Origin of the sequence: Arthrobacter sp. NQ7, assembly GCF_029581595.2 — a bacterium.
GTDB lineage: Bacteria > Actinomycetota > Actinomycetes > Actinomycetales > Micrococcaceae > Arthrobacter > Arthrobacter phenanthrenivorans_B.
Genome location: NZ_JARFXU020000018.1, coordinates 61547 through 76090 on the forward strand (window position 1 = coordinate 61547; position 14544 = coordinate 76090).

The 14544-nt window shown below is 67.7% G+C and carries 13 protein-coding genes; all 13 read left to right on the plus strand.

Annotated elements, in window-relative coordinates; all coding sequences use genetic code 11:
- The first annotated feature begins 94 nt into the window (after positions 1 to 94).
- The 13 genes from PUN71_RS16990 to PUN71_RS17050 all read left to right on the plus strand — a co-directional run bounded on the left by PUN71_RS16990 (position 95) and on the right by PUN71_RS17050 (position 14501).
- A complete protein-coding gene (locus PUN71_RS16990) occupies positions 95 to 1726 on the plus strand; it encodes a UDP-N-acetylmuramoyl-L-alanyl-D-glutamate--2,6-diaminopimelate ligase (protein WP_277799369.1) in 1632 nt (543 codons plus the stop codon).
- 6 nt (positions 1727 to 1732) lie between these two features.
- The gene (locus tag PUN71_RS16995; RefSeq protein ID WP_043453072.1) at positions 1733 to 3196 is read left to right on the plus strand and encodes a UDP-N-acetylmuramoyl-tripeptide--D-alanyl-D-alanine ligase; all 1464 of its coding nucleotides are present in this window, start codon (positions 1733 to 1735) and stop codon (positions 3194 to 3196) included.
- On the plus strand, positions 3193 to 4302 hold the full coding sequence (gene mraY, locus PUN71_RS17000) for a phospho-N-acetylmuramoyl-pentapeptide-transferase (protein ID WP_043453069.1): 1110 nt from the start codon (positions 3193 to 3195) through the stop codon (positions 4300 to 4302). Before PUN71_RS16995 ends, mraY begins: the two co-directional genes overlap by 4 nt.
- A complete protein-coding gene (gene murD, locus PUN71_RS17005; protein ID WP_043453066.1) occupies positions 4284 to 5861 on the plus strand; it encodes a UDP-N-acetylmuramoyl-L-alanine--D-glutamate ligase in 1578 nt (525 codons plus the stop codon). The genes mraY and murD overlap by 19 nt, the downstream gene beginning before the upstream one ends.
- Positions 5862 to 5863: 2 nt before the next feature.
- Positions 5864 to 7189, plus strand: a complete 1326-nt coding sequence (ftsW, locus tag PUN71_RS17010; protein WP_043453063.1) for a putative lipid II flippase FtsW — start codon at positions 5864 to 5866, stop codon at positions 7187 to 7189.
- Between the two features lie 6 nt (positions 7190 to 7195).
- Entirely contained in the window at positions 7196 to 8296 is a 1101-nt protein-coding gene (gene murG / locus PUN71_RS17015; protein ID WP_277799370.1) for an undecaprenyldiphospho-muramoylpentapeptide beta-N-acetylglucosaminyltransferase, read from the plus strand.
- Complete coding sequence (gene murC / locus PUN71_RS17020; RefSeq protein ID WP_277799371.1) at positions 8293 to 9669, plus strand: UDP-N-acetylmuramate--L-alanine ligase; 1377 nt, start codon at positions 8293 to 8295, stop codon at positions 9667 to 9669. The genes murG and murC overlap by 4 nt, the downstream gene beginning before the upstream one ends.
- A complete protein-coding gene (locus PUN71_RS17025) occupies positions 9662 to 10579 on the plus strand; it encodes a cell division protein FtsQ/DivIB (RefSeq protein WP_277799372.1) in 918 nt (305 codons plus the stop codon). Before murC ends, PUN71_RS17025 begins: the two co-directional genes overlap by 8 nt.
- Positions 10580 to 10763: 184 nt before the next feature.
- Positions 10764 to 12014, plus strand: coding sequence for a cell division protein FtsZ (ftsZ, locus tag PUN71_RS17030; RefSeq protein WP_043453052.1), 1251 nt, complete (start codon positions 10764 to 10766; stop codon positions 12012 to 12014).
- 8 nt (positions 12015 to 12022) lie between these two features.
- Complete coding sequence (locus PUN71_RS17035) at positions 12023 to 12712, plus strand: purine nucleoside phosphorylase YfiH/LACC1 family protein (RefSeq protein WP_277799373.1); 690 nt, start codon at positions 12023 to 12025, stop codon at positions 12710 to 12712.
- Positions 12705 to 13457, plus strand: coding sequence for a YggS family pyridoxal phosphate-dependent enzyme (locus tag PUN71_RS17040; RefSeq protein WP_277799374.1), 753 nt, complete (start codon positions 12705 to 12707; stop codon positions 13455 to 13457). Before PUN71_RS17035 ends, PUN71_RS17040 begins: the two co-directional genes overlap by 8 nt.
- Positions 13458 to 13547: 90 nt before the next feature.
- Entirely contained in the window at positions 13548 to 14078 is a 531-nt protein-coding gene (locus PUN71_RS17045) for a cell division protein SepF (RefSeq protein WP_043453046.1), read from the plus strand.
- 135 nt (positions 14079 to 14213) lie between these two features.
- Positions 14214 to 14501, plus strand: a complete 288-nt coding sequence (locus PUN71_RS17050; protein ID WP_043453045.1) for a YggT family protein — start codon at positions 14214 to 14216, stop codon at positions 14499 to 14501.
- Positions 14502 to 14544 lie beyond the last annotated feature (43 nt).

Genomic DNA, 14544 nt, shown 5'->3' on the forward strand with positions numbered 1-14544 from the left:
CCGCTGCGCCGCCGCGAGTACCAGCAGCATCCAGCGCATCACAGTGCCCGGCGCGAACCATGCCGGGCACCCACTAGCACCATCGGAGATCCCCTTGTCAGAGTTCAGCACGCCCGGCAGCGACACGGCCCGGGACGAAAACCCAGCCCGCTTCCGGCCCTCAGCCGTGGCAGCGGTCCCGCTGGCCGCCGTCGGGCAGGCCCTTGGCGTTGCCGTGCCTGCTCCTGCCGCCGACGTGGAGATCACCGGCATCTCAATCAACTCCCGCACCGTCGAACCCGGCGACCTGTACGTCGCCCTGCCCGGAGCGGTGCGGCACGGAGCCGACTTCGTCACCGACGCCGTCGGTTCCGGGGCGGTTGCCGTCCTCACCGACGACGCCGGTGCGCGCCTTCTTGCCCTGTCCGCGGACACCCCCGTGCCCGTCCTTGTCGTGGACAAGCCCCGCAACGGCGTGGGGCCGCTGGCCGCGATGATCTACCGGAGCCAATCCGCCGGCGGCACCCCGCTGCAGCTCTTCGGCGTTACGGGAACCAACGGGAAGACCACCACGACGTACTTCATCACCTCGCTGCTGCGCGCATTGGGCCGGAAGACCGGGTTGATCGGCACCATCGAGATCCTCGCCGGCGGGGAGCCGATCCCCAGCCTCCTCACCACCCCCGAATCGCCCGAGGTGCACGGGCTTCTGGCCGTCATGCATGAGCGGGGACTGGATGCGGCAGCCATGGAAGTGTCCTCACACGCCATCTCATACCAGCGGGTGGACGGTCTGGTCTTCGACGTCGCGGGGTTCACCAACCTCACCCAGGACCACTTGGACCTGCACCACACCATGGACGGGTACTTCGCCACGAAGGCACAGCTCTTCACGCCGGAGCGGGCCCGCTGTGCAGTGGTGACGGTCGACGACGAGTGGGGCCAGCGCCTGGCCGGCACCAGCCAGGTGCCCCTCACCACGCTCAGCACCAGTGGCCGGGCCCCTGCGGATTGGGCAGTGACCCGGTCTTCGCCCCGCGGGCTGGGCACGGACTTCACCCTCACCGGGCCAGGCGGGACCACCCTGGACATCCACACCGGGCTGCCCGGAAGCTTCAACGTGGCCAACGCAGCCCTGGCAGCGCTCATGGTGCTCGCCTCCGGCGTGGACCCGGCAGAACTGCAGGCAGCCCTGGACACCGCCGACCCATTCACCGTCGCCGTACCGGGACGGATGCAGCTCGTCGCGGAGAAACCCGCTGCCGTTGTCGACTTCGCCCACAACACCGACGCCCTGGCCCGCGCGCTGGAAGCCGTACGGTCGCCGGAACCGGGCTCGCGGCTGATCGTCGTGTTCGGAGCCACCGGCCAACGGGACCAGGGCAAACGGCCGGCCATGGGCGCCATCGCCGCGAGGCTCGCGGACACCGTGATCATCACCGATGACGATCCGCACGACGAGGATGCGGCGGCCATCCGGGCAGACGTGCTGGCCGGGGCACGGGAAGCCATCGACAAGGAGTCCCTGGGTGCCGGTCTGCTGGAAGTCTTCCCGCGGGACGAAGCCATCCGGCACGCCGTAGCCCTGGCACGCCCGGAGGACACGATCCTGGTGGCGGGCCGCGGCCACGAGGTCTGGCAGGAAGTCAAAGGGGTCAACCTTGCCCTGGACGACAGGGTGGAGCTGCGCACCGCCTTGACAGCCAGGGGATTCAACGTTCTCCACGACGACCGGATAGAGTCCTAGACCGAGATGATTGCATTTACTGCGGCGGAAATCGCCGAAATCACCAGCGGGCGCCTGGACGCCGATCCCGGAATTACGCCCCTCTCGGTGGTGACGGATTCACGCGAAGCCACCCCGGGCTCGCTCTACGTCGCGAAGCCGGGCGAGCACGCCGACGGCCATGACTTCATCGGCGCAGCCTTTGCCTCCGGTGCGGTCCTGGCGCTCGTGGAGCACCCGGTCGCCGCCCCTGACGGCGCCTCCTACCCGTCAGTCGTGGTCAATGACGCCGTCCTGGCGATGGGTGCACTCGCGGCCGAGGCCGTCCGGCGCATCCGTGCCGCCCGCGCCGACGCTGGAGACAAGCTCACCGTTGTGGGCATTACCGGTTCCGCCGGCAAGACCACCACCAAGGACCTGCTGGCCGGAATCCTGGCCACCCAGGGCAACACCGTGGCGCCGCGAGGCTCCTACAACGGGGAGGTGGGTGTTCCGCTGACCGTGTTCCGCGCCGGCACCGACACCCGTTACCTCGTCATCGAAATGGGCGCCACCGGAATCGGCCACATCCGGTACCTGTCCGACATGGTCAAGCCGGACATCGGCGTCGTCCTGGCAGTGGGGACCGCCCACGCCGGCGAATTCGGGGGAGTGGAGAACATCGCGCTGGCGAAGGGCGAGATGGTCGAAGGGCTGTCCGCCGCCGGCACCGCCATCATCAATCTCGACGACGAACGCGTCGCCGCCATGCGCAGCCGCACGCAGGCTGCCGTCCTTGGTTTCTCCGCAGAGGGGCGCCAGGACGCGCAGGTGCAGGCACTGAAGGCGGACACCAATGCCGAAGGCAGCCCCGAGTTCGATCTCCAACTGCCGGACGGCGCCGCGCCACGCCACGTGGCCAGCCGGCTCATTGGAGCCCACCACACCGGCAACCTGCTGGCAGCAGCCGCAGCGGCATGGGCGGCAGGAGTCCCGGGGGACCAGATCGCTGATTCATTGAGCAACCAGGCTGCCGCGAGCCGCTGGCGCATGGAACGGACCGAACGGCCGGACGGCGTCACCGTGATCAATGACGCCTACAATGCGAATCCGGAATCCATGCGTGCCGCGCTGCGCACCCTTGCCGATCTTGGCCGCGGCCGCCGCACCTGGGCCGTTTTGGGCGCCATGCTGGAACTCGGTGAGGATTCCATCCGCGAGCACACCGCAGTCGGCACCCAGGTGGTCCGCCTCAACATCTCCCGCCTTCTGGTGGTGGGCCGGGAAGCACGGGCCCTCTACGTCTCCGCCGTGCAGGAGGGATCCTGGGGCGACGAATGCATCTTCGCCGAGACGGTGGATGAGGCCTTCCAAATCCTCGACGTGGAACTGCAGCCGGGCGATCTGGTGCTGTTCAAGTCCTCCAACAGCGTTGGACTTCGCCATTTGGGCGATCGGATAGCATTACCCCCAACCCCCACCCCCGCCGGCGAAAGGAGCACTCTGCCGTGATTGCTCTATTGATCGGCGCAGGCCTTGCCCTGCTGTGCGCCCTTGTGGGCACGCCATTGTTCATCCGGCTCCTCGTTCACCGGGGCTACGGCCAGTTCATCCGTGATGACGGCCCCACCTCGCACCACACCAAGCGTGGAACACCCACCATGGGCGGGACCGTGGTGGTGGCCGCCGTACTGCTCAGCTACGGGCTTACCCACCTCATCATGCTGATGATGAACCCCGATTCGCCCGGCCCTTCTGCCTCAGCCCTTATCCTGCTGTTCCTCATGGTGGGCATGGGCCTGGTCGGCTTCCTGGACGATTTCATCAAGATCTCCCGCCAGCGCAGCCTGGGGCTCAATGCCAAGGCCAAGCTGATCCTCCAGGCAGCCGTCGGGATCGTCTTTGCCATCCTGGCGCTGAACTTCCCCAACGACGCCGGACTGACTCCCGCATCGACCAAAATTTCCCTGGTCCGCGACCTGCCCTGGCTTGACCTGGCCTTCGGCGGAACCGTGCTGGGCGCCATCCTTTTCGTCATCTGGTCGAACCTGATCGTCACCGCAGCCACCAACGGGGTGAACCTCACCGACGGCCTTGACGGCCTGGCAGCGGGAGCCTCCATCATGGTTTTCGGTGCATATACCCTCATGGGCATATGGCAGAGCAACCAGGCCTGTGGCTCACCCCGGGAGGCCGGCAGCGGCTGCTACTCCGTCCGGGACCCCCTGGACCTGGCACTGCTGGCCGCGATCCTGAGCGCCGCGCTGGTCGGTTTCCTCTGGTGGAACACCTCCCCGGCAAAGATCTTCATGGGCGACACCGGATCGCTGGCCATCGGCGGTGCCGTGGCCGGGTTCGCCATTCTGTCCCGGACCGAGCTCCTCCTGGGCATCGTGGGCGGCCTTTTCGTGCTGATCACCCTGTCCGTCATCATCCAGGTGGGCTACTTCAAGGCCACGGGTGGAAAGCGCGTCTTCAAGATGGCGCCGCTGCAGCACCACTTCGAATTGAAGGGGTGGGCCGAAGTCACCGTGGTGGTCAGGTTCTGGATCCTGGGCGGACTCTTCGTCGCCGTGGGCCTGGGCATCTTCTACGCAGAATGGGTTGTACTGCTGTGACCGTTTCCCCCCGACTGGCAAACCTCGTTTCGTGGGACTCCGACTGGACCGGCCTCCGCGTCGTGGTTACCGGCATCGGTGTCTCCGGCTTCGCGGCCGCCGACACGCTGATCGAACTGGGCGCACGCGTGGTGGTGGTGGATGCCGCCACCAGCGACACCGCCCGCGCCCACGCAGACACCCTCAAAATCGTCGGCGCCGCGGACGTGCTGCTGGGCCCCGACGCCGTCACCCACATCCCGCGCATCGACGGCGGGCTCCCGGAACTGATCGTCACCTCGCCCGGCTGGCGTCCCGACCAGGCACTGCTGGCCGCTGCCGCACGGGCGCACATCCCCGTGTGGGGCGACGTCGAGCTCGCCTGGCGCGTGCGCATCCGGGAAGGCCGGAAGACCGCGGACTGGCTCGCCATCACCGGCACCAACGGCAAGACCACCACCGTGGGTCTCACCGAATCGATGCTGCGGGCCGCCGGACTTAAGGCGATCGCCGTCGGCAACGTAGGGACCCCGATCCTTGATGCCCTCCGCGATCCGGTGGACTATGACGTCTTCGCGGTGGAGCTGTCCAGCTTCCAGCTGCACTGGGCGGAATCCGTCTCGCCGGTGGCGAGCGTCTGCCTCAACGTGGCCGAAGACCACGTGGACTGGCACGGCTCCTACGATTCCTACCTGGCGGACAAGGCCAAGGTCTACGAGCGGACGCAGAAGGCCTGCATCTACAACGCCGAGCAAGTGGAAACCGAGCGCATGGTGGAGAACGCCGACGTGGTGGAGGGCTGCCGCGCCGTAGGATTCACCACGGTTACACCGGCCGTCAGCATGCTCGGTGTGGTGGAGGGGCTGCTGGTGGACCGGGCCTTCATCGAGGAACGCCGCAACAGCGCTGCAGAGTTGGCCTCCATGGCCGATCTTGGGCCGCTTGCCCCGCGGCACATGGTGGCCAACGCCCTGGCGGCGGCTGGACTGGTACGGGCCTACGGCGTCGATGCCAAGGCCGTACGCCAGGGCATCCTCGACTACGTGCCGGGCGACCACCGCATCCAGCCTGTGGCCCGGATGAACGGCGTGCTGTGGGTCAACGACTCCAAAGCCACCAACCCGCACGCAGCGGCGGCCTCGCTCTCGGCCTTCAGCAATGTGGTCTGGATCGCCGGCGGCCTGTCCAAGGGCGTGAGCTATGACGACCTCGTCAGGGACCATGCAGCCCGCCTCAAAGCGGTGGTACTGATCGGAACCGACACCTCGCCGCTCCGTGAAGCCCTCCGGCGACACGCGCCCGATGTCCCGGTGATCGAACCGGGAGCGGGTGACACTGAAGGAATGCAGACTGCTCCGGCGGCCGATGGCATCCCGGCCGGTTCACCCGGCCATGGAGAACAGGTGATGTCATGGGCGGTGGCGTCAGCAGCACGGCTCGCCGAATCCGGCGATACCGTGCTGATGGCTCCGGCAGCTGCTTCCATGGATCAGTTCTCTTCCTACGCTCACCGTGGTGGTGCTTTCATCGACGCTGTCCGCGAGCTGGTGGAAGGGCAGGCCCAGACCGGCGAGGAGTAACAATGGTCAGCACGCCCACCCGGGCCAAGGGTGGCAAGCCGCGCCCCGGCTCCACGGCCACGGCAGCACGGCGGCCCGCCACGGCCGGAGCCAGGCTGCGGTCCGCGTACCGCGGTTTCTGGTCGGCGCTGGAAGGCACCGGTACCTCCCGGAACGGCTCCACGTACTACCTCATCCTCGGCGCCACGCTGGCCCTGACGGCGATCGGCATCATGATGGTCCTTTCCGCCTCCAGCGTGGAATCAATCGCTGCCGGAAAATCCCCATACGGCGATGCCCTGAAGCAGGGCGTCTTCGCCGCAATCGGCATCTTCACCATGTTCGTGCTGTCACGGATCAATGTCGTATGGCTCAAACGGCTTGCGTGGCCCGCCGTCGGCATCGCGGTCCTGCTCCTTGGGCTCGTGCAGGTTGTGGGCGACGAGGTCAACGGCAACCGCAACTGGATCGACCTGGGCGGCATCACGTTCCAGCCCTCAGAGGCTGCCAAGCTGGCCCTTGCCCTGTGGCTGGCGACGGTGTTGGCCCGGAAAGGGCGACTGCTCGGCCAATGGCAGCATGTGCTCATCCCGGCCGTGCCTGTGGCGGCGGTCGTCATCGTACTGATCCTTGTGGGCAACGACCTGGGCACCGCCATGATCATCATGATGATCATGGCCGCTGCGCTCTTCTTCGCAGGGGTTCCCCTCTATCTCTTCGGCATCGCCGGCATCATCGCCGCTGCCGGCACCGCGGTCATGGCCGTCACCAGTTCCAACCGCATGTGCCGCATCACGTCCTGGTGGACCGGCCAGTCCTGCGCCGACGGCATCGACGCCAACTACCAGGCCACCAACGGTATGTACGGACTGGCATCCGGCGGCTGGCTGGGCGTGGGACTGGGGCAAAGCCGGCAGAAGTACAGCTGGATCCCCGAAGCCCACAACGACTTCATCTTCGCCATTATCGGTGAGGAACTCGGCCTGGTGGGGACCGTCGTCGTCCTGATCCTTTTCGCTATCCTCGGTGCAGCCATCTACCGCGTGGTGGTGGCCCAGGAGGATATGTTCCACCGGGTCCTGGCCGGAACCATCATGGTCTGGCTGCTCGGCCAGGCCACCGTGAACATGTCGGTCGTCACCGGCCTGATGCCCGTTATCGGCGTGCCGCTGCCCTTTATTTCCTACGGCGGTTCGGCCCTGCTGATGTCGCTGTGCGCCGTGGGCGTGGTCCTCTCACTGGCCAGGGAACAGATGGCACCGGCAATGCGCCCGAAAAAGATGCTGAAGTTCACGGCCCGGACAGGGCGGGACAAGAAGAAACCAAAGAATTCCAGAAAGCGTGCCTAACCCCAGATGACTGCGACCCACCCTTCCATCGTCCTCGCCGGCGGCGGCACCGCGGGCCATATCAGCCCCCTGCTCGCCATCGCCGCTGCGCTCCGAAGTGAAGCCCCCGGGGCCGCCATCCTGGCGGTCGGGACACCCACGGGAATGGAAACCCGGCTGGTCCCGGCTGCCGGGGTGGAACTGGCCACCATCGACCGGGTTCCGTTTCCGCGGCGGCCGTCCGCGGACCTGCTCCGCCTGCCGGCCCGGCTGGCCGGCGCCGTCCGTCAGGCCGGGGCCATCCTGGACCAGGCGCAGGCGGATGTGCTGGTGGGCGTGGGCGGATACGTCTGCACCCCCATGTACCTTGCGGCGCGGAAGCGCGGTACCCCTATCGTGATCCATGAGGCCAACGCCCGTCCGGGCCTGGCCAATCGGGTAGGCGCGCTCCTGAAGGGCCGCGTCGCCGTAGCGTTCGAGGGTACCCCGCTGCGCAACGCGGTCCACGTGGGCATGCCCATGCGCAAGGAAATTTCCGGCCTTGACCGTAAAGCCGCCCGTACCGCCGCCCGTGAGGCGCTGGGGCTGGATCCCAGGCAGCCCACCCTGATCGTCACCGGCGGGTCCTCCGGTGCGCAAAGCATCAACCGCGCCCTCGCCGCCGCTGTTGAACAACTTTCCGCTGCCGGAATCCAGACCCTCCACATCACCGGCCGCGGCAAGACCGTGCTTGACCAGGCGGGCCAGCCGCTCGCAGCCAAAGGCTACCGGCAGGTTGAGTACATCGACGGCATGGAACGTGCCTACGCCGCGGCAGACCTCCTGCTGGCCCGGTCGGGCGCCGCCACGGTCAGCGAGGTTGCCGCCGTTGGCGTCCCGGCAGTCCTGGTGCCGCTGCCCATCGGCAACGGGGAGCAGGCGCTCAACGCGGCCGGCCTGGTGGCGGCAGGCGGCGCGCTGCTGGTTGCGGACAGGGACTTCACCCCGGAGTGGATTGCCCGTGAACTGATTCCGCTGATCACCGATAAAGCACGGCTTGCCGAAATGGAAGCCAAGTCCTACCGGCTTGGCATCCGAAATGCCGACCAGCGCATGGCTGGTCTTGTCCTGGAAGCGGTATCTGCATGAGCCCCCACAGCACGCCCGGCCTCGAATCCCTTGGCAAGGTGCACTTCATCGGCATTGGAGGAGTCGGCATGTCCGCCGTGGCCCGCATCATGGTGGCGCGCGGCGTTCCCGTGAGCGGATCGGACGCCAAGGACCTGCCCGTCATGGCCGACCTCGCCGCAGCCGGTGCCCGCATCGCCGTCGGCTACGCTGCAGCGAACCTCGACGATGCGCAGACCGTGGTGGCCGGGTCGGCGATCCGCGGGGACAATCCGGAGCTGGCGGCCGCCCGGCAGGCAGGCCTTCCGGTGCTGCACAGGTCCCAGGCCCTCGCGGCCACCATGGGGGACGACACCGTCGTGACGGTCGCCGGCACGCACGGCAAGTCCACCACGACGTCGATGATCACCGTACTGCTGAAGGCCGCCGGGCTGGACCCGTCCTTCGCCGTCGGCGCCAACATCCCCGCGCTTGGCGTCAACGCGGCCCATGGCACGTCGGGCATCTTCGTCGCCGAGGCCGACGAGTCCGACGGCTCGTTCCTGAACTACCGGCCGCGCATCGCCGTCGTCACCAACGTCGAGCCCGACCACCTGGACTACTACGGCACCGCCGAGGCCGTCTACGAGTCCTTCGACCGCTTCACCGGGCTGCTGCCCGCCGACGGGCTGCTCGTGGCGTGCGCGGACGACGCCGGGGCGCTAGCTCTGGCGGAACGGACCCGGGCGCGGGGGAACACCAGGGTGGTCCTGTACGGGACGGACGGGCGTGCGGACCTCCGGCTTGACGACGGCGGTCCCGGCCACGTGGCCGTGTCGGCGGCGGGGGTGGGGTACGGGTTGTCCCTCCAGGTCCCCGGACGGCACAACGCGCTCAACGCCGCAGCGGCCTTCGCCGTTGCGCTGGAACTTGGCGTTGCCCCGGAGGCCGCGGCGGCAGGGCTGGCCCACTTCTCGGGGGCCTCACGGCGGTTCGAACTGAAGGGCTCGGCCAGGGGCGTGCGGGTCTTTGACGACTATGCACACCACCCCACTGAGGTCCGTGCAGCCCTCACCGCGGCCCGCTCCGTGGCGGGCGGGCACAAGGTACACGTGTTGTTCCAGCCGCACTTGTTTTCCCGCACCAGGGAATTCGCGGCCGAGTTCGCCCAGGCCCTCAACCTCGCAGACACCGCCCTGGTCCTGGACATCTACCCCGCCCGGGAGGACCCCATCCCCGGCGTGACCAGCCAGCTCATCGCCGACCACCTCGACAAGGGCGGCCGGCTGGTCAGTGCCGCCGACGCCGTCGATACCCTTGCCGGAACAGCAGCGGACGGGGACGTGGTCCTGACCGTGGGCGCCGGCGATGTCACGGCGTTCGGCCCCAGGATCGTGGAGGCGCTGCGTGCCTAGCTCCCGCCGGCCCACCTATGCTCCGCCCAAGCGGTCCGGCCGGCCCGGTGCCGGGAACGGGAGCAGCGCCGAGCCCCGGAAGGGCGCCGGGAACCCGGCCCCTTCCGACGGCGATGTGATCACCGCATCCCGCAGCATGACGGATCCTTCGGAGCCGAAGCCGGCGAAGCCGCGGGAAACCTCCGGGGCAACGGTCCTGGCGTTCCCCGAACCCAGGGGGCGGCGGCGCCGCAAGCAGGTCCTGCTGGCACTGGGTGCCGTCATCGCGCTGGTGGCGGGGCTGCTCGTGGCCGCGGTTTACTCGCCTGTCCTCGCCCTGCAGACCATCACCGTCACGGGCACCAGGATCATCACGCCCGCCCAGGTCCAGGCCGCGCTTGAACCACTGCGCGGCAGGCCGCTGCCCCAGATCAGCGACGCGGACGTCAGCGCGCTCCTGGGGTCCCTGGTCCAGGTCAAGTCCGTTTCAGTTGAGGCCCGGCCGCCGTCCACCCTGGCCGTGGCAGTGCACGAGCGGGTGCCGGTCGCCCTGGTCAAGCAGGGGGAGCAGTACCAGCTGGTGGACGTCGACGGCGTCCAGCTCGCAACAACCGACGACCCTGCGTCCGCTGCGCTGCCGGTCATTGACGGCGGCGCCGGGGCGATCGGGCAGGACCTGTTCCGCGCCACGGCGGCGGTCCTGGGAGCCCTGCCGGCAGATGTGCTGGCGAAGCTGTCGAACGCCTCCGCGCAGTCCGTTGACGCCGTAGAACTGAAGCTGGTGGACGGCCAGACCATCGTGTGGGGGAACGCCTCGGAGAAGGAACTCAAGGCCAAGGTCCTGGCCGCGCTCCTGAAGGCTCCGGCGGACCCCAAGAACCCGGTCAGGGTCTACGATGTCAGTGTGCCCCGGCACCCCGTGACGCGCTGAGCGCTTTCTTTCCCGGTATTAATCCGACACGCGGACCCGGTTATTGAATGTGTGCACCAGAGGAAATACCGTCACAGACAAGAGTTACTTGACATAACTATAACCTTCAACTCGAAGGTTAAAGTTGCAGCCTTCAAGCTCTCCATCAGTTTTCGCAATAAGACACGAACAAGGGACACGTAACGTGGCAGCTCCGCAGAATTACTTGGCCGTCATCAAAGTCGTCGGCATCGGCGGCGGTGGCGTGAACGCAGTCAACCGCATGATCGAGGTCGGCCTCAGGGGTGTTGAATTCATCGCCATCAACACCGACGCCCAGGCCCTGCTCATGAGCGACGCCGACGTGAAGCTCGACGTCGGACGCGAGCTGACCCGCGGCCTCGGCGCCGGCGCCAACCCCGAAGTGGGCAAGCAGGCTGCCGAAGACCACGCCGACGAGATCGAGGAAGTCCTGCGCGGTGCCGACATGGTCTTCGTGACCGCCGGCGAAGGCGGCGGCACCGGCACCGGCGGCGCGCCCGTCGTGGCCCGGATCGCCCGCTCCCTCGGCGCCCTGACCATTGGCGTGGTCACCCGCCCCTTCACCTTCGAAGGCCGCCGCCGCGCCGGTTCCGCGGAGGCCGGCATCGACGCCCTGCGGGACGAGGTGGACACCCTGATCGTGATCCCCAACGACCGCCTGCTCTCCATCAGCGACCGCAACGTCTCCGTCCTGGACGCCTTCCGCTCCGCCGACCAGGTCCTGCTGTCCGGTGTGCAGGGCATCACCGACCTCATCACCACCCCCGGCCTGATCAACCTGGACTTCGCGGACGTCAAGTCCGTCATGCAGGGTGCAGGCTCGGCCCTCATGGGTATCGGCTCGGCCCGCGGCGAAGACCGCGCTGTGAAGGCGGCCGAGCTGGCCATCGCCTCGCCGCTGCTGGAAGCCTCCATCGACGGCGCCCACGGCGTGCTGCTGTCCATCCAGGGTGGTTCCGACCTCGGCCTGTTCGAAATCAACGAGGCCGCCCGCCTTGTCCAGGAAGTGGCCCACCCCGAAGCCAACATCATCTTCGGCGCGGTCATCGACGACGCCCTTGGCGATGAAGCGCGCGTCACCGTGATCGCGGCCGGCTTCGACGACGTCAAGGCCACCTCGCCCTCCATGGACCAGTCGCAGCCGCAGGTGGCACCCCAGCGGCCGGCAGCGCCTGCAGCTGCTCCCGCCTCCGCCCACCAGCAGGGCGGAAACCACCAGGGCGGCAACCACCAGCAGAACACCCAGCCGGTCCACGCCGGCGTCGGCGCGGCCGGCCTCAGCAACTGGGGCCAGCAGCGTCCCACGGCCGTCCCTGCCGACTCGGGCTTCGACGTCGACCTGCCCTCCGTGGTGGAGCCGGACCTGACCGGAACCCACCCGGATGACCTGGATGTCCCCGACTTCCTGAAGTAGGCAGCGGCTTGTTCCATTGGCGGGCCGACATCCTCCCCGGGGTGTCGGCCGCATTCACCGATGCGCAGGCAGGGAACCTTGCCCTGCATGTGGGGGACGACCCCGCCGCCGTGCACATGCGCCGCGAACGCCTGGAGCACTCCGTTGGACTGGCGTCCCGGTCGCTGCGTTTCATGAACCAGGTCCACGGCACCACCGTGGCCCTGATGAATGCAGAGACGCCTGCCCCGGAAGCCGACGCGATGGTGTCGCGGGGACTGCCGCTGGCAGTCATGGTGGCGGATTGCATTCCTGTGCTGCTCACGGGCGAGTCCGGCGCCGGACCGGTCCTGGCCGCCGTCCACGCCGGCCGCCCCGGAATCGCGCAGGGCGTCATCCCCGCAGCCGTTGACACCATGGAATCCCTGGGCGCCACCCGGATCCGGGCGTGGCTGGGTCCCTCGATCTGCGGCGCCTGCTACGAGGTTCCTGCCGCCCTGCGCGATGAGGTGGCCGCCGCGGTGCCGGCTACCCGGAGCACAACCTCCTGGGGAACTCCTGCCCTGGACCTTCCCGCCGGCGCCCGAAGCCAGCTCGAGGCTGCCGGGGTGGACGTCGAGTACACCGGTGGATGCACCCTTGAGACGGAAAGCCTCTACTCCTACCGCCGGAATCCCACCACAGGCCGCTTCGCCGGCCTGCTCTGGTGCCATGACTGAGCCGTCGGGCGCCGGGCAGCGGCAGGACATGGACCCGCGGACGGCAGAACTTGAGCAGCGGCTTGCGGCTGTGCGGAAGCGGATCGCTGCGGCAGCCGCCGGCGCCGGCCGCGGCGGCCGGCTTCCAGCCCTCATCGTCGTCACCAAGTTCCATCCGGCAGAGGACATCCGCCGCCTTGCCGGCCTTGGCGTCCGGGACGTCGGCGAAAACCGGGACCAGGAAGCCGCAGCGAAGGCCCTGGAACTGGCTGACCTGCCGCTGACGTGGCACTTTGTGGGCCAGTTGCAGACCAAAAAAGCCAAGTCCGTGGCCCGTTACGCCGCAGCCGTCCACTCCGTCGACCGTCCGCAACTGGTGGAAGCCCTGGCAAAGGCGGTCCGGGCCGGGATCGACAGCACCGGCCGTGCCCCGCTGGACTGCTTTATCCAGGTCAGCCTCGAGGAGGACGCCGGCACGCACCGGGGCGGGGCGGCTCCCGCCGATGTCCCCGCTCTGGCAGAGCAGATCGCCGGATCGACCGGACTGAACCTCGCCGGCGTCATGGCGGTGGCACCGCTGGGGGCGCCGCCGGAACCGGCCTTCGAAAAATTGGCCGGGATCTCGGCCCTGCTGGCGGCAGAGCACCCCGGCGCCACGGCAATCTCGGCGGGCATGAGCCAGGACCTTGAGGCCGCCATCAAGTTCGGGGCGACACACCTGCGAATCGGTTCCGATATTCTCGGTTCCCGTCCCGCCGTGGGGTAGCGTCGGTCCTATTGGAAGTGATGGGCGGGGGACTCCAGTGCTGTCAAGTCATTGGGCGGCCCGCTTACGGGACACGATTAGGAGTCGACCATGGCCGGCGCTCTGCGCAAGACAATGATCTATCTTGGGCTCGCCGACGGCGATGAGCATTACGAGTCCGAGCACCAGACCACACGTAAGGATGAGGACGAACCGATGGAAGTTGACCGCGAGGAACGCCGTGCTCCGGCACCCGTCCGCGAAGTCAGCCGCGAGGCGTCCTACGCCCCTGAAGAGGAATACCGCGCCCCTGTGACCCCCATAAAGCGCGCGGCCTCGAGCCGCGAAGAGAACACCGGCCTGCGCCAGATCACCACCATCCACCCGCGTTCCTACAACGACGCCAAGCTCATCGGTGAAAGTTTCCGCGACGGTATTCCGGTGATCATGAACGTCACGGATATGGGCGAGGCTGACGCGAAGCGCCTGGTCGACTTCTCCGCAGGGCTGGTTTTCGGCCTGCGCGGAAGCATCGAGCGGGTCACCAACAAGGTGTTTCTTCTCTCACCGTCCTACGTGGAAGTCATCGGTGACGATAAGAAGGCCAGCGACACGCAGGCCAGCTTCTTCAACCAAAGCTAAGCTCCAGGGCTGCTATCAGATGCCAGGCAGGGACACCTGTCTGGCATCTGTGCTGAAATAGACAAGACAACAGCGGTAGACGCAGCGGACTCCGCCACGGAGGCACCGCATGAACATGGAGATCTGGAATAAGTCATGGGAATTGTTTTCGGACTTCTCTATCTCGCCCTGCTGCTGTTCTTCGTAGCCCTCATTATCCGCCTGGTCTTCGACTGGGTGCAGATGTTCGCGCGGGAATGGCGCCCCCGGGGCGCGGCCCTGGTGGTGGCGCACGCCGTGTACTCCATCACCGACCCGCCACTCAAGGGACTGCGGCGGCTGATCCCGCCGCTCCGGCTTGGCGGCGTCTCCCTGGACCTGGGCTTCCTGATTCTGTTCATCGGTGTCAGCATTGCGATGAGCGTCACCAGGGGCCTGGCCTGAAACACCAATTAGACCCAGCAATGCAGTCCGATCCTTCCCGGAA